19 protein-coding genes are annotated in these 23160 nt (G+C 69.7%); 16 read left to right on the top strand and 3 right to left on the bottom strand.

Annotated elements, in window-relative coordinates; translation table 11 throughout:
* Positions 1-11: 11 nt before the first annotated feature.
* The 3 genes from ML01_RS31355 to ML01_RS12955 are packed head-to-tail and all read right to left on the bottom strand — an operon-like array spanning position 12 to position 3469.
* Entirely contained in the window at positions 12-566 is a 555-nt protein-coding gene (locus ML01_RS31355) for an AAA family ATPase (RefSeq protein WP_082674239.1), read from the bottom strand.
* Positions 463-2352 (bottom strand): glutaminase A, encoded by a 1890-nt coding sequence (gene glsA / locus ML01_RS12960; protein WP_082674238.1) that lies wholly within the window; start codon positions 2350-2352, stop codon positions 463-465. The genes ML01_RS31355 and glsA overlap by 104 nt, the downstream gene beginning before the upstream one ends.
* On the bottom strand, positions 2345-3469 hold the full coding sequence (locus ML01_RS12955) for a DUF2333 family protein (RefSeq protein ID WP_082674249.1): 1125 nt from the start codon (positions 3467-3469) through the stop codon (positions 2345-2347). Before ML01_RS12955 ends, glsA begins: the two co-directional genes overlap by 8 nt.
* A gap of 528 nt (positions 3470-3997) precedes the next feature.
* Here ML01_RS12955 and ML01_RS12950 point away from each other — a divergent pair.
* The 16 genes from ML01_RS12950 (at position 3998) to ML01_RS28735 (ending at position 22961) form a co-directional block, all read left to right on the top strand.
* A complete protein-coding gene (locus ML01_RS12950; protein WP_058555897.1) occupies positions 3998-4582 on the top strand; it encodes a Na+/H+ antiporter subunit E in 585 nt (194 codons plus the stop codon).
* Positions 4575-4838: a monovalent cation/H+ antiporter complex subunit F gene (locus tag ML01_RS12945; protein WP_156427702.1), complete on the top strand. Its 264-nt coding sequence runs from the start codon at positions 4575-4577 to the stop codon at positions 4836-4838. The genes ML01_RS12950 and ML01_RS12945 overlap by 8 nt, the downstream gene beginning before the upstream one ends.
* Before the next feature lie 52 nt (positions 4839-4890).
* Positions 4891-5190, top strand: a complete 300-nt coding sequence (mnhG, locus tag ML01_RS12940) for a monovalent cation/H(+) antiporter subunit G (protein ID WP_058555820.1) — start codon at positions 4891-4893, stop codon at positions 5188-5190.
* Positions 5187-5465, top strand: a complete 279-nt coding sequence (locus tag ML01_RS12935) for a DUF4040 domain-containing protein (protein WP_058555819.1) — start codon at positions 5187-5189, stop codon at positions 5463-5465. Before mnhG ends, ML01_RS12935 begins: the two co-directional genes overlap by 4 nt.
* A complete protein-coding gene (locus tag ML01_RS12930) occupies positions 5462-6208 on the top strand; it encodes an MnhB domain-containing protein (RefSeq protein WP_082674235.1) in 747 nt (248 codons plus the stop codon). Before ML01_RS12935 ends, ML01_RS12930 begins: the two co-directional genes overlap by 4 nt.
* On the top strand, positions 6205-6489 hold the full coding sequence (locus ML01_RS12925) for an NADH-quinone oxidoreductase subunit K (RefSeq protein WP_216819174.1): 285 nt from the start codon (positions 6205-6207) through the stop codon (positions 6487-6489). Before ML01_RS12930 ends, ML01_RS12925 begins: the two co-directional genes overlap by 4 nt.
* A gap of 7 nt (positions 6490-6496) precedes the next feature.
* Positions 6497-7954, top strand: coding sequence for a complex I subunit 5 family protein (locus ML01_RS12920; protein WP_058555818.1), 1458 nt, complete (start codon positions 6497-6499; stop codon positions 7952-7954).
* Positions 7951-9459 (top strand): proton-conducting transporter membrane subunit, encoded by a 1509-nt coding sequence (locus tag ML01_RS12915; RefSeq protein ID WP_058555817.1) that lies wholly within the window; start codon positions 7951-7953, stop codon positions 9457-9459. Before ML01_RS12920 ends, ML01_RS12915 begins: the two co-directional genes overlap by 4 nt.
* Before the next feature lie 348 nt (positions 9460-9807).
* Positions 9808-12096 (top strand): proton-conducting transporter membrane subunit, encoded by a 2289-nt coding sequence (locus ML01_RS31185; RefSeq protein ID WP_305825878.1) that lies wholly within the window; start codon positions 9808-9810, stop codon positions 12094-12096.
* Between the two features lie 451 nt (positions 12097-12547).
* Complete coding sequence (locus ML01_RS12905) at positions 12548-15808, top strand: helicase-related protein (RefSeq protein WP_254045244.1); 3261 nt, start codon at positions 12548-12550, stop codon at positions 15806-15808.
* Complete coding sequence (drmB, locus tag ML01_RS12900) at positions 15805-17703, top strand: DUF1998 domain-containing protein (protein WP_058555816.1); 1899 nt, start codon at positions 15805-15807, stop codon at positions 17701-17703. Before ML01_RS12905 ends, drmB begins: the two co-directional genes overlap by 4 nt.
* 8 nt (positions 17704-17711) lie before the next feature.
* Complete coding sequence (locus ML01_RS12895) at positions 17712-18914, top strand: ATP-binding domain-containing protein (RefSeq protein WP_058555815.1); 1203 nt, start codon at positions 17712-17714, stop codon at positions 18912-18914.
* A complete protein-coding gene (locus ML01_RS12890) occupies positions 18911-20545 on the top strand; it encodes a hypothetical protein (protein ID WP_156427701.1) in 1635 nt (544 codons plus the stop codon). The genes ML01_RS12895 and ML01_RS12890 overlap by 4 nt, the downstream gene beginning before the upstream one ends.
* A gap of 22 nt (positions 20546-20567) precedes the next feature.
* Positions 20568-20795 carry a hypothetical protein gene (locus ML01_RS12885; RefSeq protein ID WP_058555813.1) on the top strand — a complete coding sequence of 76 codons (228 nt, stop codon included), beginning with the start codon at positions 20568-20570 and terminating at the stop codon, positions 20793-20795.
* Positions 20796-21004: 209 nt separating this feature from the next.
* On the top strand, positions 21005-22213 hold the full coding sequence (locus tag ML01_RS12880) for an AAA family ATPase (RefSeq protein WP_058555812.1): 1209 nt from the start codon (positions 21005-21007) through the stop codon (positions 22211-22213).
* Entirely contained in the window at positions 22206-22961 is a 756-nt protein-coding gene (locus tag ML01_RS28735; RefSeq protein WP_156427700.1) for a hypothetical protein, read from the top strand. The genes ML01_RS12880 and ML01_RS28735 overlap by 8 nt, the downstream gene beginning before the upstream one ends.
* Positions 22962-23160 lie beyond the last annotated feature (199 nt).

Below are 23160 nucleotides of genomic sequence, written 5' to 3'. Positions count from 1 at the left end.
CCCGCGTCGAGTCACCTCGGCGGCATCGGACCTCGCCCCGGGAGCCATGCGTGTCGGCCCCCGGCCAAGGGCAAGCGGCATGTCATCTTGGCCGAGGTCAGAATGCTCAGTGCGCGACAAATCCTTAGCCCGTCGCGCGCCTCGCGGGCGATGTCCGGCCGGGTCAGATTGTCGAGGATGGGCTTGTCGTACTCGTCCACGAGCACGACGCGCTCGCCGTGCTCGGCATGGGCGCGGCCGATGAGCTCGGCGAAGCAGCCCACCGGGTCCTCGGGGTCGCGACAGGGGAGCCCTAGGCGCTCGGCGTTGTCGTGCAGCAGCGCCCGGATGCGCCGGTCCAGCTCGGCGCGGCTCTGCACGACGCCGCCGCCGAAGCTGAGCCGAAGCACCGGAAAGCGCCGGGCACCGGAATGGCCGTGGAAGCCGGCGCGTCGGGGGTCGTGAAATCTGCGTACTGCTGCACTAGGCCAGGTGCCCCACCAGCTCGGCGTTCTCCCGCAGCATGCCGGCAAAGTGGCGCGCCATGTTCGCGAGCATGCGCTCGCGGATGCCGGCGTCGAGGGCATCGAAGGGCACCTCCAGGCAGGTGAGCGCCGTGACGGCGCTGACATTGGCGGTGCGCTGCTCGCGGTCCAGGATGCCGATCTCGCCGAACACGGTGCCGGGGCCGAGCGTGGTGAGCCGCAGCCGGCGGTCCGCGCGGGCGACGCCGGTGTCGGCGAGGAGCCAGGCCTCGGCCTCGCCGGACAACACGAAAAAGAAGCTCTGCGCCGCGTCGCCGACCGCGAGCACCGGTGCGCCGGGCGGATAGCGGCGCTCGCTGCCGGCGGCGCGCACGGCGGCCAGGTCGGCGTCCGCCAGCCCCGCGCACAGGTAGTGGGCGTGCAGATCGTCACCGTCGACGGTCGCCGCGGCGACGCCGGCCACGTCCACGATTTGCTGCTCGCAGGTCTCGATGGCGCGGTCGGTGTCGTCGAAGCGCAGCCACTCGGCGCTGCCGGCGCCGCCCGCCTTTTGCAGCAGCCGCCGAAAGCCGTACAGGTGCATCGTCCCGGTGAAGTACAGCCGCTTGCCGGAGTCGCCGACGCGCTCGGCGAGCCGCAGCAGGAGCCGCGCCGCCGCGGCGCCGACGGCGACGACGCGCTTCATGTCGATGACCAGGGCTTGCGCATGGGCGAGGTCGGCAAGCATCGTCAGCTCCACGGACTCCGCGCTGCCGAAGACCAGCTCGCCCTGCAGCTCGTAGACGCGCACGCAGCCGCCCTGCTGCGCCAGCACGGCGCGCTCAGCGGCGCTGCGCTCGCGGCGCGAGCGCACGCGCCGGCAGTCGTAGCTGCGCCGGAGCACCGTCGCCGATGTCGCCCGGGCGACGTTGAACATGTGCAGGCCGAAGTCCTGCGAGATGCGCTCGCAGGCCTTGATGCCGCGCACGCTGTTGCCCTTGGCGTCCAACAGCGGCGAGAAGACGCCGAGCCCGAACTGCCCGGGCAGCACGGCCATGATGCCGCCGCCGACGCCGCTCTTGGCCGGCATGCCGACGTTGAAGACCCAGCCGCCGGAATAGTCGTACATGCCGCAACTGCTCATCACGGACAGCACCTTATCCACGTAGCGGCGCCTCAGGGCCACAACGCCGGTGACGGGGTTGACGCCGCCGTTGGCGATGCAGGCGCCCATGAGCGCGAGGTCGCGCGCCGTGACGCGGATGGAGCACTGCCGAAAGTACAGATCCGTGGCCACTTCCGGCGAGCATTCCAGGATGCCGTAGCCGCGCAACAGGTGCGCGATGGCGCGGTTGCGGTGGCCGGTCTCGCGCTCGGAGGCGAACACGGCTTCGTCGATGTCCATGGCGCGCCCGGCGTAGCGCGCGAAGGTGGCGAGCAGCCGCTCGAGCGCCGGCGTTTCGTCATCGCGCACCAGGGCCGTGGTGGCGATGGCACCGGCGTTGATCATCGGGTTCAGCGGCCGCCCGGTGCCGGGCTCCAGGCTGATGGAATTGAAGGCCTCGCCGGTCGGCTCAACGCCGATCTTGGCCAGCACCGCGTCCAGGCCCCGATCCTCGAGCGCGAGGCCGTACGCGATCGCCTTGGAGATGGACTGCACCGTGAAGGGCAGGCGCGAATCGCCGGCCTGATAGACATGCCCGTCCACGGTGGCCAGCGCGATGCCGAACCACGCGGGATCCGCACGCGTCAGCTCCGGGATGTAGTCGGCCAGCGCCCCGTCGGCGATGGGCGCGAGCGCCGCGTGCAGTTGCTCCAGGTAGTCCTGCAACGGTGCCGCGGCGAGGGCGCCGGCGAGTCCGGCGCCCCCTGCCGCGGCGACTGTTACCGAAGGTTCGGCGTCAGCCACGCTCGAGCAGCACCCGCAGGTCCAGCACCGCCGCGTTGGCGCGCGACATGTAGGACGCCAGCACGAGCGAGTGGTTGGCCAGCGCGCCGAAGCCGTGTCCGTTCAGCACCATGGGCGACCACTTGAACATGGTGGCGTACTCCAGGTCGCGGATGATCTGCTGCATCGAGACCTGGGCGTTCTTCTGCCCGAGCAGCTCCTCGAAGTCCACGGAGATCGCCTTCATCATGTGCAGCAGCGCCCAGGCATAGCCGCGCGCCTCGAAGAAGATGTCGTCGATCTCGCTCCAGTGCGTGCGCTCGGACGGCCCGGAGCCTTGGAACTCGGGGTCGCCTTCGGCTACCTCGGGCATGGCCGCCGCGCCGAGACCGCCCAGGGCCGCCATCAGCTCCTCGTCGCCGACGCTGGCGGACAGGCGCTGGCCGAAGCTGCCGAGCCGTTTTTCGACCACCATCAGGTAGGCGCGCAGGTTGTCGCCGCGGGCATAGAAGCGCGCCTGCGGGTTGCCCGCCACGAGATCCTTGAGGAAGCGCTGCAGTGCCGCAAGGCCCTTGCGGTATTCGTCTTCCGAGGACGGCAGAATCCACGACGTGTCATCGAAGCTGAACTTGGAGTCGGCATCCTTGAGGTCCAGGTTCTCGACCGACTGGGTCTGGGAGCGGCTGAAATCGTTGCGCATGGCGCGCACGGAGTCGCGCAGCTCGGTCAGCAGCCCGTACTCCCAGGCCGGCATGTTGTCCATCAGGATGCCGGGGGGCGTCACGTCGTTGCGCAGGTAGCCGCCGGGCTTTTCCAGCAGCGTCTCGCCCACGCGGATGGCGCTGGCGACAATAGTCGCGCCGGGCACCGGGCTTGTTTGCTTGTCGAGGATCCGGCGAGCGTTTTCTTCCACGTCGAACTTGTCGGGCTGGAGCGACCACCAGAGTCCGACCCCGTACAGCGCGCCCAAGACGAGGATAATGGTGAGGATGCCCCAGCGCAGCAGACCGCCTTGCTTGCTGCTACGGCCCGGTGGCGTGGGTGCCTTGTCGCCGTCGACGGTGGGCGCCGGCTCCGGGCGGCGCTGGACAGGCTCGTCGGAGTGGAGGATGCGATCGGCGTCGCTCAGATCGGACATGGCAAATACCTCTTCGTCGTGGGCGTTGCGGGCGGGCACTGGGGCCCAAACTGATTTCGGAAGACGATAGACGGCCCGCTGGGCAACGCCCGGGACCGGTGGCTTGCGGCCAGCCGGCGGAAAGCCGCCCCGCTGCTGTGCCAAGGCGATCTTCTGTCAAGCAACATACCGCTTGGCTTGGTTTCTAGTGTCTGCGACTTCCGGGTCTTGAAAGTCGGGGCATCGCGCGTTGATGCGACCGCTGCTGCTCCGTGGAAAGCGAGCAAAAATACTACGCCATTCGAGATGCTTATTCTCCGGCAATTGAGCTAAAGCCGCGGAGCCTCGCGCCCGCCTCCACGGATTGCAAGCAGTGCCCGGGGGGCGGCACCGCCGAAAACCCGCGGTGGCGCCGACCGAGACGCCGGGGGCGCGACACACTATCATCCGCGGCCAATGGAAATCGGGCCGCGCCCGCCCATCTTAACCGGCACGCGCTCTAGGGCTCCACACCCGAACGCTCTACACCCGAACTTGGCCGACATCAGCTTGCCTCCAACCCCATCGAGCCCGCTGCAGTGGCTTGGCCGCCTGGTGCTGTTTGCGCTGGTGTGGCTGGTGCTGGTGGGCACGGACCCGGTGTCCTGGGTCATCGGCGTGCCCGCGGTGCTGTTCGCCACCGTCGCCGCGGCGCGACTGTCCCGGCTCGTGGGCACGGACCCGCGGCCATGGCCGCTGCTCGGCTTCGTGCCCTTCTTCCTGTGGGAGTCCATCCTGGGCGGCATCGATGTTGCGCGGCGCGTGCTCGGACCCAAGCTCCTGATCGACCCGGCGCTGGTGAGCTATCGGCCACGGATCAAGGAGCCGGCGGCGCTGGTGGCGTTCCTCGACACGCTGAGCCTCCTGCCCGGCACGCTGTCGGCGGATTTTCGCGACGATATCCTGTACGTGCACACGCTCGAAGCCAGCCCTTCCGTGCTGGCCGGGATCACGCACCTGGAGCAGCGCATCGCCCGTCTGTTCGGCCAGCACCTGGAAGGCACCCCCGAGATGACGGTGCACCCCTGCGGTACCGATGCGCTGGCGATGGCGCGGGCCGCGAAGCACACTAGCGACGACCGCGACCGTGCCTGAGCTCCTGCTCGCCATGGCGCTGATCCTGCTGCTCAGCATGTCGGCAGGGCTGGTGCGTGTCGTCATCGGGCCGACGCCGGCGGATCGGATGATGGCGGCGCAGTTGCTCGGCACCTCCGGCATCGCGACGCTGCTGCTGCTGGCCGTGGCCTTGGATGTGCCGGCGCTGCTCGACGTGGCGCTGATCTTCGCGCTACTCGCCGCCGTGTCCGTGGCCGCATTCACGCGCCGTCGTGCCGGTGCCGACCGCGCCTGAGCATTGTCAGCGCTATCCCTTTTCGCCCGCTAGGTTCGCCCGCTAGGCCCCAATGGAGCTCATCCTGCACAGCGTCGCCGCGGTCTTTGTCGCCGCCGGCGCCGCGTTCTTCGTCACCGGCACGGTCGGACTGCTTCGGCTGCCGGACCTGTTCACCCGGCTGCACGCGCTGACCAAGGCGGACAACATGGGGCTCGGGTTGATCATGGTCGGGCTCATCCTGTACAAGCCCGACCCCTTCTATGCCGTCAAGCTGGTGCTGCTCTGGGTGTTGGTAATGGTGGCCGGCGCCACCGGCTCGCACCTGATCGCGAAACGTGCGCTGCGCCGCGACGGCGAGGATCTGCAATGACCCAGCTCGTACTCCTGCTGCTGTTCGACGCGGTGCTGCTGATAACGCTGCTCGGGCTCGCCCTGGCCGCGGTGCTGAGCCCCGAGCCGCGCCGTGCGGTGATGCTGTTCATCGCCTTCGGGCTCTGGCTCGCGCTGGTGTGGGCACGGCTGCATGCGCCGGACGTCGCACTCGCCGAGGCCGCCATCGGCGCCGGGCTCGGCGGCGCGCTCATGCTCGCCGCCGCGCGCCGCGCGGCCCGCGCCCGCCGACAAGACGCCGAGGCCGAGCCATGACCGACCCGACCTTCGCGACCCGGCCCGACCCGGCGCGCGCCGCCGAGCGCGATCGCGACCTCAAGCTCCTGCTCGCCGTGCTGCTCGCGCTGCTCGGCGTGACCATGACGGCCATCTACGCGCTGGCGCTCAATGCCGGCGCCGCGCCGCGGCTCGCGGACCTGGCGCTTGCGCGCGTGCCGCAGACCGGTGTCGACAACCCCGTCACCGCCGTGCTGCTGAACTACCGCGCCTACGACACGTTGATGGAGCTCGCGGTGCTGCTCGCGGCACTGCTCGGGATCTGGTCGCTCGGGCCCGCGCCGGCCGGCTTTCAGCGCTCCGGGCCGGTGCTGGCGGGCATGGTGTCCTGGGTGGTGCCGCTGTTGATCGTCGCCGGCGGCTACATGCTCTGGGTCGGCGGCTATGCGCCGGGCGGCGCCTTCCAGGCCGGCGCGCTGCTCGGCGCGGCCGGTGTCATCGTGCGCCTGGCGGGCGACCCGCAAGCCGGGCTGCCGGGCGAGGCGGCGCAGCGCTGGCTCTTGGTGCTCGGCGTGCTGGTGTTCACGCTGGTGGGGCTCGGGCTGATGCTGTTCGGCGCGGGCTTCCTGACCTATCCGCCCAAGCTCGCGAAGTGGCTGATCCTGCTCATCGAGTCCGCCGCCACGCTCGCCATCGGCGTCGCGCTGGCAGCGGCCTACGTGGGCGGGCGCCCGACCGCGACGTCGCCCCTCGACCCCCGGCCCTCGGCCCAGCCCAAGTGACGGCGCAGCTCCTCTACGGCGGCGCCGGGCTCATGCTGTTCGTGCTCGGCATCTGGTCTTTCCTGGTGCACGAGCCGCTGCTGCGCAAGGTCATCGCGCTCAACATCACCGGCGCCGGCGTGTTCCATGTGCTCATCGCGGTGGCCTACCGCGGCGACGCGGCACCACCGGACCCGGTGCCGCACGCGCTGGTGCTGACGGGCATCGTCGTGGCCGTGAGCGCGACGGCGCTGGCGCTGATCCTCGGCGCGCGGCTGCAGGACAGCGACGACGATGCCTGAGCCGGCCATGACCGCGCCCTTGGTGCTGTGCATCGTGCTGCCGCTGCTGGGGGCGCTGTTCGCGACCGCATTGCCGGGCCGAGCGGTGGCCGTGGGCATCGTCACGGCGCTCGTGACCGCGGCGGCGGCCGTTGCGCTGACCCTGGCGGTGTGGGAGCAGGGCACGCTGCATCTGGTGCTTGGCGGCTGGGAGCCCGCGCTCGCCATCGCGCTGCGCGCGGACGGCATCGCGACGGCGCTGGTGCTGATGGCGAATCTGGTCGCGCTCGGCATCAGCGTTTACGCCTCCGGCTACTTCCAGGACGCGATCCGCATCCGTTCCTTCTGGCCGCTTTGGCTCTTGCTGTGGGCGGCGCTGAACGGGCTCTTTCTCGCTGGCGACCTATTCAACCTGTACGTGATGCTGGAGCTCTTGGGCATCAGCGCCGCGGCGCTGGGGGCGTTGACCGGCAACCGCGAGGCCATCGCCGCAAACCTGCGCTATCTGCTGGTGGGGCTCTTGGGCAGCATCACCTACCTGCTCGGCGTCGCTTTCCTGTACACCGCGCATGGTTCGCTCGACATCGGCATCCTGGCGGCGGCCATCGCTGCGAACGAGCAGCTCTTCGCCGTGGATGCGGCGGCGATGACGCTGATGATCTCGGGCCTCGCGCTCAAGGCCGCGCTCTTCCCGCTCCACTTCTGGCTGCCGCCGGCGCACGCGAACGCGCCGGCACCGGTCAGCGCGGCGCTGTCCGCGCTGGTGGTGAAGGCGGCGTTCTATTTGATCTTGCGGCTCTGGCTCGATGTCTTCGCGCCCGTCACCGGCATGGCCGCTGCGATGCTGCTCGCGCTGCTCGGCTCGGCGGCGGTGCTGTGGGGCTCCTGGCGGGCGCTGCGGGCAGCGCGACTCAAGCTGCTCGCGGCCTATTCCACCGTCGCGCAGATCGGCTACCTGTTCCTATTTCTGCCGCTGCTGGTGGCAACGCCGGAGGGGCCGGCGCGAGACAACCTGCTCGCCGCGCTGCTCCTGATGGCCGTGACCCACGGCTTTGCCAAGGCGGGGTTCTTCCTCGCCGCCGGGCTGGTGCAGACCAACGCCGGGCATGACCGCATCGATGAGCTCGGCGGCACCGCGCAGCGGCTGCCGGCGACGACTTTTGCCATTGCGTTGGCCGGCTCCGCACTCATCGGCCTGCCGCCCAGCGGCAGCTTCATCGGCAAATGGCTCCTGATGCAGCAGGCCATCGCCACCGGCCAGTGGTGGTGGGTGGTCGTGATCCTGGCCGGCACCGCGCTGGCGGCGGCCTATGTCTTTCGGGTGCTGAGCCGCGCCTTCGGCCTGGAGCCGACGCCACTGCGCTTCATCACCGACCCGCGCGCGGAGGTGCCCGCGCTGGTGCTGGCGCTGGTATCGGTGGCGGTATTGGGGCTCGCATCCGGGCCTTTGTGGACGCTGCTCGGCCTCAGCGGGGCGGACGCATGAGCTGGGACGCAATCGACAGCCTGCTGCCTGTCGCCATCGTGCTGAGCTCGCTCTTGCCCGGCGTGTTCATTTTTCTGGTGGACGAGGAGAACCACCTGCTGCGCACGGTGCTGAACCTGCTCGGCGCGGTGCTAAAGCTGGCGCTGGTGGGGCTTCTGATCTGGGGCGTCTGGCTCGGGCAGCCCATCGAGACCCGCATCGACATCGCGCCGGGGCTGACGCTGGTGCTGAGCGCCGACGCGCTGTCGGTGCTGTTCGTGACCCTGTCCTCGGTGCTCTGGCTGATCACGACGGTCTACGCCATCGGCTACCTGGAGCACTCGCCGAACCGCTCGCGCTTCTTCGGCTTCTTCAGCCTGTGCGTGTCGGCCACGGTGGGCATCGCGCTCGCGGGCAACCTCATCACCTTCGTCATCTTCTACGAGCTGCTGACGCTCGCGACCTATCCGCTGGTGGCCCACCGCGGCACGCCGGAGGCGACCCGCGGCGCCAACATCTATCTGGCCTACACCCTCTCCGGCGGCCTGCTGCTCTTGGTGGGTGCCGTGTGGCTGCGCACGCTGATCGGCCCGGTGGACTTCACGGTGGGCGGCGTGCTGTCCGGCCTGCCGGCGAGCATGCACGGGCAGCTCGTGGCGATCTTCGCGCTGCTGCTGGCCGGGCTCGGCGTGAAGGCGGCGCTGGTGCCACTGCACGGCTGGCTGCCGCAGTCCATGGTGGCGCCGGCGCCGGTGAGCTCGCTGCTGCACGCGGTGGCGGTGGTGAAGGCGGGCGCCTTCGGCATCGTGCGCGTCGTCTACGATGTCTATGGCGTGGAGCTGGCCTATCAGCTCGGGCTGCTGGGCGCGCTGGGGCTGCTCGCGTCCTTCACCATCGTCTACGGCTCGGTGATGGCGCTGGCGCAGGACGGGCTCAAGGCGCGGCTCGCGTATTCCACCGTCAGCCAGGTGTCGTACATTGCGCTCGGTGCCTCGCTGCTCGGGCCAGTGGCGACGATCGGCGGCATGGTGCACCTGGTACACCAGGGCATCATGAAGATCACGCTGTTCTTCTGCGCCGGCAACTACGCGGAGACGCTCGGCGTGCACAAGGTGAGCCAGATGGACGGCGTCGGCCGGCGCATGCCGCTAACGACGCTGGCGTTTACCGTTGGCGCGCTGGGCATGATCGGCATCCCGCCCATCGCCGGCTTCGTCAGCAAGTGGTATCTGGGCTTAGGCGGCGTCACGTCCGGCCAATACTGGGTGCTGCTCGTGCTCGCGGCGAGCACGCTGCTCAACGCCGGCTATTTCCTGCCGATCCTCTACCGCGCCTGGTTCCGCCCGGCGCCGGCGGAGTGGCCGAAAGAGCACCACTTCGGCACCCGCTTCGAGACCATGGGTGCGCTGCTGTGGCCGCCGGTCGTCACCGCCGTGCTCTGCCTGCTGGCGGGGCTCTTGGCCTCGGCGCCGTTCAGCCCGCTGGAGTGGGCGCAGTTGATTGCGGAGCGGGAGTATGGACTCTGATGCAAGTTTGAAGGGTGAAGTTTGAAGTTTGAAAAGGGGGGAGGGGAAAGTTTGAAGGGTGAAGTTTGAAGTTTGAAAGGGGGAAGGGGAAAGTTTGAAGGGTGAAGTTTGAAGTTTGAAAGGGGGTGCGTTGGCTGTGATTGATCGGGGGGCGTCGTGGACTTGAGCGGTTGGCTCCTGCTGGGTGCTTGGGTGTGGCCGCTGGTGCTGGCGTTGCCGGCGTCGGGGGTGCGTTTTCGACAGGATTGGAGCGCGGTTGACGCTGGGGATGGGCCGGCTGCGGCCCTCGGCCCTCGGCCCTCGGCCCTGCCCTGGGTTGCCCTTGGCCCTCTGCCGGCGCTGCTTGCCGTGGCGCTCGTCCCGCTCGGAACTGAGCTGCCGCTGCCATGGCTCTTTCTCGACACCACGCTCGAGTTGGATTTGACGGCGCGGGTGTATCTCGGCTTCACGTCCGTGGTGTGGCTCGCGGCGGGGCTGTATGCGGCCTTCGGCGACCGCGGTGGGCCGGCGGGGGCGCCGCTTGCGCGCGCCGGGCGCTTCGATGCGCTGTTCCTGATCGCGATGGCGGGCAACTTCTGGCTCATCGTCGGGCAGGACATTTTCAGCTTCTACGCCGGCTTCGCGATGATGGGGATCGCGTCCTATGGCCTGGTCGTGCACGACGGCAGCACCGCGGCGCTGCGGGCCGGCAAGGTGTATCTGGTCATGGCCCTGCTTGGGGAGGTGACGCTGTTCGCGGGGCTGGTGCTGCTCGCGAGCGAGGCCGGCACCACGCAGCCGACGCCTGCGGACCTGACCGGCCTGTCCAGCGCGACCATCGTGCTCCTGCTGCTGGGGCTCGGCGTGAAGGCCGGCATGGTGCCGCTGCATCTGTGGCTGCCGCTGGCGCACCCGGCGGCGCCGGTGCCGGCGAGCGCGGTGCTGAGCGCCACCATGATCAAGGTCGCGCTCTTGGGCTGGATCAGGTTTCTGCCGGTGGGCGAGCTCGCGCTGCCGGGCTTCGGCCACTGGCTCACGCTGATGGGGCTCGCGACCATGACGCTGGCGCTGCCGGTGGGACTGGTGCAGCGGGATGCGAAGGTGATCCTGGCCTACTCCAGCATCGCGAAGATGGGCTTTCTGATGCTGATCCTGGGCCTCGCGCTGGTGCAGCCGGCGCTTGCCCCGGTGGCCGTGGCCGGCATCGTGCTCTACGCGGCGCAGCATGGGCTCGCGAAGGGCGGGCTCTTCCTGGGCGTTGGGCTGCGCAAGCACGCGGGGGCCGCCGGTACCGTGGCGCAGGCGCTGATTCTGGGCGTGCTGGTGTTCCTGGCGCTGGCGCTGGCGGGTGCGCCGCTCACCAGCGGTGCGGCGGCCAAATACGCGCTGAAACCCGTGCTGGACGGCGCCGAGTGGACCTGGATCGGCGCCGCCGTCGCCGTGACCACGGTGGGCACCACGCTGCTCATGGCGCGCTTCGTCTGGGTCGCGGCGGGGCTCCGCGGCCACGCGGAGCCCGGCTGGCTGTGGCCGTTGACCGCCTGGGGCGTGCTCGCGGCGCTGGTGGTGCTCTTCCCGTTCGCGTTCGGCAAGCCGGCGGGCTGGCTCAGCAACGCGGGCCCGGTGGGGATCGGCGTCGGCATCGCGGGCGCGATTGCGCTGCTCGCCGCGCAGCGGCCGCGGCTGATGGCGCCGCTCGTCGGGCTCGTCCCGCCCGGGGATCTGCTGGCCCTGCTGATGCCGTTCTTGACCGCCGTCCGACAGGTGGGCGTAGAGTTTCTGGACGAGCTCGCCCGCGCCCGGGCCTGGCTCGACGGCCTCGCGCACCGGGTCTTCGATCGCATCTTCGGCAGCCCAGGCGGCGACGTCGAGCACGGGCTGCGGCGTTGGCCCGTCGCCGGCGCGCTCTGGGTCAGCATCGGCGCGATGCTGCTCGCGGCGCTGTTCGCAGGTCGTGAGATCGGGACGCCGAGCACCGCGGCGGAGGCGCCGACCCCGGTGCGGGCGGAGACGCTGCCCGAGCATGCCGCCGCCCCTGCGCCGGAGGTGGCGCCTGCTCCGGAACCCGCGCCCGTGGCGGTGCAGAGGCCTGTGCCGGAAGCCGAGGCCGCGCCGGAGCCGGAGCCCGTGTTGGAGCCGGAGCCTGTCACGGAGCCCGCGCCGGCGCCGGCGCCAGAGCCAGCGGCGGAGCCGGTGCCTGTCCCGGAAACCGAGCCCGTGCCGGAGCCTGTCCCGGAGCCCGAGCCCGAACCGGAACCGGCACTCCCCGAGCCGGAGCCCGAGCCCGAGCCCGAAACGGAAGCAGCACCGAGCCCGGCACCGCCGACCGTCGCCACGCCCGAAGCCGCCGCGGTACACGGGCCCTGCGACCCGCCCCGCCCCTACCCGTTCAGCACCGGCGGCAGCACGCTTGAGATGACCCGCTGCGCACCGGACGGCGAGCCGCTCGCGGCGCCCGTCCTGTCGCGGGAGCTGGTGCGCGCGGTGCAGCAGGCCCTCGCCGACGCGGGCCACAACCCCGGCCCCATCGACGGACTCATGGGTCCGGCCACCCGGGGCGCGATTGCAGGCTTCCGCGAAGCACGCGGGCTGCCGGCCGGCACGGCCATCGACTTCGCGCTGCTAGATGCGCTGAAGGACACGTCCGCGCCCGACTGACATCCGCACCGCGAGCCCGGGCACAGGCGCCGTCACCGCTGCGTGAGAGCCCTTTCGCGGCCCAATGCAAACTCGCCCAACCACCCGGGCCAATGCAACAACGCAGACGCCGGACTGCGATTGGGGCAACCCGAACGTGACGTGATCTGCGCTTCGCCTTTCGACGAGCGCGACACGGCTTGATGCCTGTCAAAACCGAGCGCCGACAGGGGCGGATCTGCGCCATCCTGCATGGACCATCGAGCACCGCCGCTCCACAATCGACCCATCCACGCGTCGCTGATCCGGCCTCGGCTCCGCAGCGGGGTGGCAGCAAAGGACGACAACCGAACCGGTCGATCACCTGCAGCATGAGCCAACTGAAACCGTGCACGCGCAATAAGCTCTCGCACCTTCCCGGCGGTCCGCGCAGTACCAACGTGGCCGGCGGCTGAGAGTAGGCACCGCAAGCGTGGCCGAACTGCTGTCGAATGAACGCGAGCGGCTATACGTCTGGCTGCGCCGCAGCCTGATCGGCGCCGATGACGCCACCGCGACGAGCCCTCTCAATGACATTAAGCCGCTGGAGCGCTGGCAGACCGGCATCCTGTTCCCGGTGCTGGCCGATGCCCACGGGCTGGACGCCGAGATCGACGACGCCGACGATGAAGCCGAAGCGTCCGACCCGACCGGGGCCAATGCGCCCGCCCCCGCCAAGGCCACCAACCAACCCAAACGTCGCTTCGTGCCGCCGTCATCGGTGGGTTTCTCGTTCTACGTCGAGGGCGACGCGATCCGGCTCCAGGTGATCCCGCAGGCGGTGCGCTTCGAGCCCGCCGACGAGCAGACCAGAGCCGGTCGCGCGGACTACTGGCAGCCGGTCGCGCTCGGGCGCGACGACTCCGACCCGGCGGTCGTCACGCCCCCTGCCAGCCGGCGGCGCCAGCCCGACGCCCGCCCGGTGTTCGCCGGCCGCGCCGAGGTCATGGTGCTGTGGCGCCCGCTCGGCGCCGGCTGGCTGGTCACGGTGTCACTCAGCAACCGTCAGCAGGATCCGGGCCAGGGTGACGACCCGCGCCGGGCCGCCGATCGCAACGCCCGCGCCCTGTTCCAGGTGGCCCTGGTTTGCCTCATCGACGCCGGCCGGGTCGGCGACTACCCGCGGGTCGATCCGGCGTTGTTGGATGACGAGGAGCGGGAGCTGGAGCTGCAATACCGCCACCATCGCATACATGCCATCGGCCACGGCGCGGCGGTGGATTGGCAGGTCGGGCCGGACGGCCGGGTCACGCGCATCCAGAGCGACTTCCTGCCGCGAATCGAGACGCCCCAGGTCAGCGCCGACGGCGGCCCGGGCGATGCGCAGGTGCTCGCCATCGACTGGCTCGCGGACATCGACGCGGATCCGATGGCCCGGTTCACCGCGCTCAGCGCCTTCGCCGACCGCTACCGGGACTGGGTCGCAGCGCGCGAGCGGGACGGCGCCGGCCTGCCGGGCGCCGGCGAACAGGTCACCGCCGGGCGAATCGTCGGGCGGATGCGCGACGCGCTGCGGCGCATCCACGAGGGCATCGCGCTGTTGCAGGCGGACCCCATCGCCCGGCGCGCCTTCGCGCTCGCCAATCGCGCGATGGCCGCGCAGATGCGACAGAGTGGCCGCGCGACGCCCACCTGGCGGCCTTTCCAGCTCGCGTTCCTGCTGCTGTCCCTGCCGTCGGCGCTGGACCCTGACCACAACGACCGGGAGCTGGTGGACCTGATCTGGTTCCCGACCGGCGGCGGCAAGACCGAGGCCTACCTGGGGCTGTTGGCCTGCCTGATCCTGTGGCGACGGCTCAAGTATCCGACCTCCGGCGGCGGCACCGCGGCGCTGATGCGCTATACGCTGCGGCTTCTGACCAAGGACCAGTTCCGCCGTGCCGCCCGCCTCATCTGCGCGCTGGAACTGTTGCGCCGGCAGACCCCGGACCTCGGCAACGAGCCGACCACGCTGGGGCTCTGGGTCGGTGGGACGACCAGCCCGAACCGCTACGCCGACGCCCAACAGGCCATCGCTCAGGCCGTTGCCAACACCGATGGGGAGGCCGACGTCCCCCTGCCCGGCGCGCTGGTGCTGGAGCAATGCCCCTGGTGCAGGGCGCCGTTGCGGTTGCCGGCCAACGTGGATGCCGGGCCCGGCCATCTGCGGTTTCGCTGCACCGCGCCGGCCTGCGCCTTCGGTGCCGATCCGCACGACGCCCTACCCTGCAACGTCGTCGATACGGCGCTATGCGAACGACCGCCGACGCTGTTGCTGGCCACCGTGGACAAGTTCGCGCGGCTCGCCTGGGAGGAGCGCGCCGGGGCCTTCCTCGGCGGAACCTTTCCCGGCGGGTTGGGCCGGCGCCCGCCGGAGTTGATCATCCAGGACGAATTGCACCTGATCGCGAGCGCCCTGGGCTCCATCGCCGGGCTCTACGAGGCGGCGGTCGAGACCGTGCTGACCCTGCGGGGCATCCCGCCGAAGATCATCGCCTCCACCGCGACCATCCGCCAGGCCCGCGAGCAGGTCCGGCGGGTGTTCGGGCGCGACCCGGCCGTATTCCCGCCGCCGGGGCTAGACTGCGACGACAGCTACTTCGCCCGCACCGTGCCAACCAGCGCGCGGCCGGGCCGGCTCTACGTCGGCTATCTGGCCCCGGCGCGGGATCGCCAGCACTGCCTGGCCCCCCTCGCGGCGGCGCTGTTGGCGGCCCCGGAGCTGTTGTTCGGCGACGCCCCGCACGCGGACCGGGCGGCCCTGCTGGATGCCTGGTGGACGGTGCTGGTCTACCACGGCAGTCTCAAAGGCGTGGGCATCAGCCGCAATGCCCTGCCGGACATCGAGACCGGCATGGCGCGGCTGCGTCAGGAAGCGAAACAGCAACCGGCGAGCGACCCGGCACCAAACGCGGACGCCGACAACACCCCGGCGCACCGGCTGCGGCACCAACTCTACGAACGCATCACCCAACTGACCAGCCAGATGTCCGCGGACGAGAATGCCCGCGCCTTCGCCCGCCTCGCGCTGCCCCGGGATCACCAGGACGCGCTGGACCTGGCGCTCGCTACCAACATGGTCTCGGTGGGGCTCGACGTGGACCGGCTGGCGGTGATGGTCATCAACGGCCAGCCCCTGACCACCGCCGAGTACATCCAGGCCAGCAGCCGGGTCGGGCGCAGCGACGTGCCCGGCATCGTCGTCGCCAACTATTACCGGGACCAGGCCCGCAGCCTGTCCCACTACGAGAGCTTCCGCGCCTATCACGAGTCCTTCTACCGCTTCGTCGAGCCCACCAGCGTGACGCCCTTCACCTGGCAGGCGCGACAGCGCGCGCTGCACGCGGCGTTGGTCATCGCGGTCCGTCATAGCATCCCGGACCTCAACGCCAACGAGCGCGCCGGTCAGTTCGACCCAATCCGGCCCGAGGTCGCCCGGCTGGTGCAGGAACTGGCGCGGCGCTGCCAGCGCGCCGACCCCGACCCCGACCGCGGTGAGGAAACCGCCCGACACCTGCGCGAACTGGTCCAGCAATGGGCCGATCAGGCGACCAGCGCCGGCGACCAGCGCCAACGGCTGGTCTACTCAGGCAGCGACGGCGACCGCCGCGATCTGCGACTTCTGTATAGCCACGAGGACAAGGTGCCGGGCCTCTGGCGGACCCTGCACAGCATGCGCAACGTCGAGAACACGGCCCTGGTGAAGATCCTGTGAAACGGCTGATCCCCACCCGCTGGTCCCACCTGATCGGCTGGAGCGGCGTCGGCGCGCTGATGCGCACCGACCATTGGCTCTACGTGATCGAGGACATCCGCCACTGGACCAACGCCAGGGGCGAGCCAGCCGGCGAGGAACTGCGCTATGTGCACCTGCTGCGGCAGACGCTGGGCGTCGATCAGACGCTGCGCCAGCCGCCGAAGTCCCACGAGGTCAAGCCCGGCGTCGCCGACGGCCCCTGCCTGCCGGCCCTGCCCTTTCCCGGCTGGGCGCGCTGCCCGCGCTGCGGGCTGCTGCACTGGCTGCCCTGGCGCGGACAGGCGGACAACGCCGGCCCGCCGCGGTGTGGCTGCGGGGCGCGCGGTCGGCTGCAACAGGTCGATTGGGTCATCGCCCACCCGGAGGGCGGCCTGGCCGAGGTGCCCTGGCACTTTCTGGCGCACGGACCTGGCGCGGACTGCCGGTTGGACCGACAACATCCCTATCTGCACCTGCGGCGTGACCCGGCCGACGGCCTGCGCTGGCGGCTGCGCTGCGACCGTTGCCGGGCGCAGGCACCCTTCAACCCGCGGGGTCAGTTGCCGGGGCGCGAGCCGCGCCGCCAACCCCGGGTACGCGGCCCGGCCGAGCGTGCGCCAGACAGCCCCCAGCCCTGGCGCATCCTGGAGGTCAGCGATCCACGGCTGTACCTGCCGCGGGTCATTGGGGGACTGATCATCCCGCCGGAGTCGCGGGTCGCGCGTGGTGGCGCGCTGGACCGGCTCTACTGCTCGCCGGCCGACCGCCGCGACCTGGAACGCTGCCGTAATGAATTGAGCAGCCAAGCGACCCTGCGTCGCTTGGCCGACCGCTGGCACAGCACGCCGGCCGAGGTCGCGCAGGCCTGGCAGGAAATACAGAACGGCTGGCCGGACTATGGCGAAGCGGTCACGCCTGGCGGGCTGTTGGAGAAGGAGTACCAGGCCCTCGGCGAGCCGATCCCGGACATCACCGACGGCGAGGACTTCGTGACCCGCCACCATACCGACGGCTGGCGTGCGCTGACGGCGGACCCGGTCGGGCGCCCGGCGCGGGTGCTCGCGGCGGTGGACCGATTGGTGGCGGTGACCCGGCTGCGGGAGGTGCGGGTCTTCCGCGGCTTCACTCGCATTACCCAATACTTCGACGACCGCCAGAGCCCGACCCTGCCGGCCGGGAAGCCCAGCGACGAGCCCCGCGCCCGCCTGGTGCCGCCGGACCTGGACGGCTCCTGCGACTGGCTGCCGGCAGTGGAGCTCTACGGCGAGGGCATCTTCTTTACGCTGGCGGAGCCGTTGCTCGCGCGCTGGGCCGCGCAGGACGGGCTCAAGCAGCGCATGGCCCGGCTGCAGGCGCGCTGGGAGCAGACCCGCATCTCCTTCCCGCTGCCGCCGCCGCTGCCGCTGACGCCCCGCTTCCTGCTGTTGCACACCCTGGCGCACCTGCTGATCCGCCGGTTGGAGGCCGAGGCCGGCTATCCCGCCGCGTCGATCCGCGAGCGCATCTATTGCGCCGGGGGTGGCGAGCCGATGGCCGGCATCCTGGTCTACGTGGCGGTGCCGGACGTTGTGGGCTCCCTCGGCGGGCTCGCCGAGTTGGCGGAGCCGAAGCGGTTTCTGCGGCTGCTCTGCGACGTCTTTGACCACGCCGACTGGTGCTCGCTGGACCCGGTTTGCACCGAGCACGAGGGCCAGGGGCCGGGCCTGCTGAACCTGGCCGCCTGCCACGCCTGCGCGCTGGTGCCGGAGCCAAGCTGCACCTTTGGCAATCTGCTGCTCGATCGCGTCTTCGTGGCCGGCGATCTGGCCGGCGGCATCGCGTCGCTGTTGGACTTTGCACTGCCAACCGATCATGCACCGCGGCCGCAGGATTGATCGCTGCCATGACCGCCCGTCGCTTCCGGCTGCCGGATATTCAGGACTTGAGCAAGGATCAGGAGCGGGCGCGCCTGCTGCCGCGAGAGGGCAGCTACCTGATCGTCGGCGGACCCGGTACCGGCAAGTCCATCATTGCCCTGCTGCGTACCCGCGCCCATCACCGGCCCAAGGGCGCCCAGGAATACGTGTTTCTGGTCTACAACCGGCTGCTGCTGGAGGCGAGCCGGGAACTGGTCGGAAATGCCATCAATGCCCATCCATGGAAGACCTGGTTCAAAGGCATGTACAAACGCGCCCTCGGCCAGCCCTGCCCGGTCATCGACGGGCAAGCATTCACGCTGGACTGGGCAGAGATCCTAGATGCCATCGTCGGGGCGCATGATGTCCCCACGCCGCTGACCCCGTTCGTCGTCATCGACGAGGGCCAGGACATGCCGCCCGAGTTCTACCGGGCTCTCATAGAGCTCGATTTCAAGCATGTCTACGTGGTCGCCGACCAGAACCAGCGCATCACAGAAGAGCACAGCAGCCTCCACGAGATCGCCACGGAGCTCCCCATCCACCCGGATGCCCGCATCGAGCTGACCGAGAACTATCGCAACTGCGACCGCATCGCCCGGTTGGCGCAGGCCTTCTGCATCGAGGATCCGGCCAGCTCCCGCCTGAGGTTGCCGCTGGAGCGCCGCTGCACCCGCGAGCCGCTGCTGATCGACTACGGCCCCGGCTCCGCCTGGGACTTCGACGGGCTGATCCGGCGTATTCTGAAGGCCGCCGACCGCGATCCGGCCAGGCTGTACGGCATCATCACCCCGGATAACGCGGCCCGGCAGTGCTGGCTCAAAGCCCTGGGCCAACATCCGGTGATCCAGGCACTCGACCATGGCCGCCCGCGCATCGTCACCTACGCCAGCGGGGATGAGGACGACGACCATCGCTTCGGCGAGGGTGGCATCTTCGTCATCAATGCCCAGTCGGCGAAGGGGCTCGAGTTCGACACCGTGTTTCTGGCCGACATCGATGGATATCGTTTCGATACTGAGTCACGCGACCAACGCGAGGATCTGCAGCGCCGGTTCTACGTGATGATCTCCCGCGCCCGCGAGCATGTGGTGCTATTGCGGCGGGCCGGACATCCCTGTCCCGCCGACGCGATCCTGCCGCTGGCCGACCCCAGTCTCCTCGATCGACGAAGCTGTCAGCCCACATGACCCCACAAGCCCTCGTTTCTGGCGCGGCCACCCCGGTCACCGACGCGGCGGCGGCGCCAGCCGCTGCCTCCGCGCCGTCCATCTGGTATCTGGCGACGAATCAACTGAACCTGATGTATCTGCTGGCTGCGGGCCTGATCACCGGGCCCCGCGGGTTCGGCCCGAAATACTACCGCGACCCCCTCGGCGCCATTCCGGGGGTGATCCCGCTGTTTGCCGGGCGCGTGCCGTCCGCGGCGCTGGCCGAGGCCGTGGCCGAGGGGCCGCCCCTGCGCGCGGTGCTCGCCGTGGTGGACCTGTCCGCGCTGCGCGGGCCGGTGCAGGCGATGACGGCGGACGGTGCGATCCAGCAACGCAGCTTCCCCGACGGACTGATCGGCGATGAGGCGGCGCTGCTGATACCGGCGCCGCTGCCGGCGCACTGGATCACATCGGTGCTGTTCGCCTCGGCCGCGGGCCGGGACGCCACCCGGGACGAGGCCGCCGGCTATGCCAACGTGCCGTTGGCGGGCGTCAAGCAGCAGGTCAAGCCGCGCCTGTTCGACGGCGATGCGCTGCTGCCCTGGCCGCCGACGCCCCCGGAGCTTGCGGGTCCGGACCCGTCGCCCCGGCATGTCGCCGCGGTCGGCGCGGCGCTTGCGCTGCTGCACGGCCTCGGCAACGCCGGCCCGGCCACCGCGGCGGCCGGGCGGGCGCTTTGGGCACTGCCCCAAGCCGCCCCTGTCGACACCGATGATGCGACCATCCGTGTGCTGCTGCGCTGGGCACTGGGAGCACCGGACGACGAGGCCGACGGCGCCCAGGGCCAACTGCTGCAACGGCTGTTGACCGCGCTGGTGGGGGCTGCCGACAACGCCGATCCCTGCCCGCCGGACCCGCGTCAGGTCGTGCTTGAGGTGCTGGCCGAGGAGGCCGCCCAGCTCGCCGAGCGGAAGTGGCGCGAGGCGCTGACCCGGCTCGCCGCGGACCTGCGCGGCAGTGTCGAGCTCGGCGATGCGACGGTGTCGGAGCTCATGCAGCGCCACCAGCGTCCGTTTTCCCGCGGGCTCTTGCTGTTCTTCCTGCGCGAGCGCTGTGAGGAACTGCTCGCGTTCCGCCACCCGGCGCTCAGCGATCAGGATCAGGTGGTCGCCGGCGCGCTCTTCGCCGCCCGTTGGGGCTGGATGTCACTGCCGGCAGGCCTGCACGCGATCGCCGGGCTCGCCCCGGCGGTGCAGTACCGCATGGCCGCGTTGGCTCAGCAGCAACAGCGCGCCGGCCTCGACCTCGGCCCGGCACCGCCGCCGGTGCTGCCGCTGCGGGCGCTGCTGGAGATCGCCCCACCTAAGGCGCGCGGCGAAGCGGCGCTGCTGCTCACCCGCGGCATGGGCTGGGCGGCCGAGCTGATCACCACCCGCATCAGTCTGGGCAAGGGCGAGTATCGCCTCAGTGTCGATGGCCGCGGTGCCCACCTGCTGCTCGCCGGCGACGTCAAGGCCGTCGTCAGCGAGGTCGATCAGGCCGCCCTGCTCGCCCGGCTGGCCGATGCCGCGGTGCCGGCGCGGCTGGATGCGCAACTGCGTGAGATGCTGACGTCGCGGGGCAAGATGACAGGATTGCCGGCCTCGGCGCACGATAGACCCTCGGCATGAGCTCGCCTGATCACAGCGACCGATGCAGCACCGCCATCTGAATCACGCGCGCCTGACCCTGGCCGCGATCGACGATGTGATCGCGCGCGGACGCTGGGACGACTGGGCCGCCCTGCGCGCAGCAGTGCTGGCCGACCCGGCGCTGCTCGACAAGGTGGAGCAGGTCTGCCGGGCACGCACGGCCGACCCCTATGCCCAACGTCACCACTTCTGGCTGCACTATGCCCGCGCCCATCGCACCGCTGCCTGACTGGGAGCAGGTCCTGTCCGCCGCGGCGCATCTGCAGGCCATCCTGCCCGGTGCAGTGCTGGTCGGCGACACCGCATCCGCGCTGCACGCCGGGCACCGCTTCTCCCGCGACGCGGACCATGTCTTGACGGAGTCGAAGCAGCGTTGCGCGACCTGTTGCGAACGATGGCTTGGGACCCCGTGTCTTTCCCATTCCAATGGAGCACACGATGATCCAAACCATTCAAATTGAAGGCTTCAAGTCCCTGCTTTCGCAATGCATCGAGCTTGGGCGGGTCAATTGCTTCATCGGTGCCAACGGCGTTGGCAAGACCGCCCTGCTGGAGGCAATCGGCATCCTCGGGGCGGCCGCTGACGGCAGCCTGGGCGATGCCGACCTGAAGCGGCGCGGCGTGCGCCCGGGCGTACCCGCCTTGTACAAGAGTTCCTTCAAGGACGGGCCCGCTTGCCCGACGATCAGCCTGTCCGCGGAAGATGAACATGGGGTCTGCTACCGCGTCTCTCTCGGAAGCACAACGGGCAATGGGGCCGGAGACTGGTGTTACGACACGGAGGCCCTGACCACCACCGCTGGACCGTCCATCACGCGTTTGCCGGAGCACCAGCTCGATTCACGGAACGGCTTCATCAAATCGCAGATGGTGCAGTTGCCATTCGACTCGCCCGAGCGTGACCTGCTGGAGCGGCTGCAAGACTACGCGATCTTCTCCCCCAGTACCCGCATCCTGCGCGGCGTTGATCCCGATCCGGAACAACGCCGGCCGGTCGGGCTGTTCGGTGGCGGACTTGCCGATGCGATGAATGGTTTGATGATGGAGCTGGTGAATTTCGACCCGGAGGAATCGACGCCGGAGCAACGCGATGCGGGTGAGGCGCTGTACGACAGCATTCTCGAATTGATCGACTGGGCCGAGCTCGTCGCACCCGACACCTACACCCGTCACCTGCTGTCACCTTCCGTGCCAAGGACCGGGCGCGTCCTGCACTTCACCGACCGCTACATGGCCGGCGACCGTAATCAACTCACGGGATACGACGCCAGCGAAGGCGCGTTGTACGTCCTATTCGCGGCCATCCTCTGCCTCGACTCGGGCGCGCCTCGCTTGCTCGCGATCGACAATATCGATCAAGCCCTGAACCCGCACTTGGCAATGAGATTGACGGAGCGCCTGGTGATATGGCTCAAAACCGAGTCTCAAGACCGGCAGGTGCTCTTCACCACCCACAACCCCGCGGTGCTTGACGGGCTCGACCTCGGCGACGACGAGATCCGCCTGTTCGCGGTGGATCGCAACAGCGCGGGCCACAGTGTCTTCACCCGCATCCTGCCGACCCCGGAGCTGCTCGCGCTGAATGGGCAGTATCCGTTGTCGCGGCTCTGGCTGATGGGCAATCTTGGGGCGGTGCCGAATGTCTGAGCTGACGGTTGCGGTGGTCGCCGAGGGCGAGTCCGATCAGGTCGTCATCAAGGCCGCGCTAACAGCTATTCTGGGCGCAGACTGCCTTCCCCTGCCACTGAAACCCGTACCTACCGGGCAGCTTGCACCGACCGCTCAGCATACCAGGGGCGAAGAAAAAGGCTGGTGTGGCGTGTTCCAATGGTGCCGACAGTATCGGCAGGAATCGGGTGGCTTTCTGGAAGATCATCCGCTGCTTTCCGCTCGGCGATTCCACCTGGTCGTTTTGCATCTCGATGCCGATGTTGCGGAGAAGCGCTACTGCGATTGCAGCAACGCGATTGCCGCGGAGGCGGCGACGCTCGAAGTGCTGCCCTGTGTCGACTCGCTTCCGCCACCCTGCCCACCCGTGCAGCCTGCGACGGATGCGCTCCGCGCGGTGCTGCGTAGTTGGCTACTGCCGACAGACATTGGCCCGCGCACTCTGATCTGCATCCCGTCCAAGGCCATCGATTCCTGGGTCGCTGCGGCACTGCCCGACGATTCCAATATCAAGCTGCAAGGCGACGTGGAATGTGATCCCGACGTGTTGGCTCGTCTGCACCCGTTGCGCAAGGATTTGCGAATTCGACGAAAAAGTTCCAAGGAGTACGCCAAGCATACCGACCGAATCATCGCGGAATGGTCGAGGGTTTGCCAAAACTGCTCGCAGGCAAGACGGTTTCATGACGACGTCCTGGCGGCAGTGAGATCGTTCGGCCGCACCTAACCAGAACCCTTGGCTCAGACAAAAGCCTTGATGTCATACGGTCCCGCTCGATGCGCATGCTCCCCGCCACCCCCTACCGCACGGACAGCCGCGCGGAGCTCAAGGTGTTCGACCTGCTGAAGAACGCGTTCGCCGATCACCCGGACCGGCACCTGACCGCGCTGCATTCGCTGAATCTGCCGAGCCACGCCCATAAGTG

It is taken from the genome of Thiohalocapsa sp. ML1, from assembly GCF_001469165.1.
Classification (GTDB): Bacteria; Pseudomonadota; Gammaproteobacteria; order Chromatiales; family Chromatiaceae; genus Thiohalocapsa.
The sequence above is the reverse complement of the archived record's forward strand: the minus strand, read 5'-3'. Positions and strand labels throughout refer to the sequence as shown.

Bases quoted from the DNA above. Each gene is read 5' to 3' on its own strand.
- ML01_RS31355 (WP_082674239.1), bottom strand. From the start codon at position 566: ATGCCCTCGACGCCGGCATCCGCGAGCGCATGCTCGCGAACATGGCGC.
- ML01_RS12955 (WP_082674249.1), bottom strand. From the start codon at position 3,469: ATGTCCGATCTGAGCGACGCCGATCGCATCCTCCACTCCGACGAGCCT.
- mnhG (WP_058555820.1), top strand. From the start codon at position 4,891: ATGGAGCTCATCCTGCACAGCGTCGCCGCGGTCTTTGTCGCCGCCGGC.
- ML01_RS12935 (WP_058555819.1), top strand. From the start codon at position 5,187: ATGACCCAGCTCGTACTCCTGCTGCTGTTCGACGCGGTGCTGCTGATA.
- ML01_RS12930 (WP_082674235.1), top strand. From the start codon at position 5,462: ATGACCGACCCGACCTTCGCGACCCGGCCCGACCCGGCGCGCGCCGCC.
- ML01_RS12920 (WP_058555818.1), top strand. From the start codon at position 6,497: ATGACCGCGCCCTTGGTGCTGTGCATCGTGCTGCCGCTGCTGGGGGCG.
- ML01_RS12915 (WP_058555817.1), top strand. From the start codon at position 7,951: ATGAGCTGGGACGCAATCGACAGCCTGCTGCCTGTCGCCATCGTGCTG.
- ML01_RS12895 (WP_058555815.1), top strand. From the start codon at position 17,712: ATGACCGCCCGTCGCTTCCGGCTGCCGGATATTCAGGACTTGAGCAAG.
- ML01_RS12890 (WP_156427701.1), top strand. From the start codon at position 18,911: ATGACCCCACAAGCCCTCGTTTCTGGCGCGGCCACCCCGGTCACCGAC.
- ML01_RS12885 (WP_058555813.1), top strand. From the start codon at position 20,568: ATGCAGCACCGCCATCTGAATCACGCGCGCCTGACCCTGGCCGCGATC.
- ML01_RS12880 (WP_058555812.1), top strand. From the start codon at position 21,005: ATGATCCAAACCATTCAAATTGAAGGCTTCAAGTCCCTGCTTTCGCAA.
- ML01_RS28735 (WP_156427700.1), top strand. From the start codon at position 22,206: ATGTCTGAGCTGACGGTTGCGGTGGTCGCCGAGGGCGAGTCCGATCAG.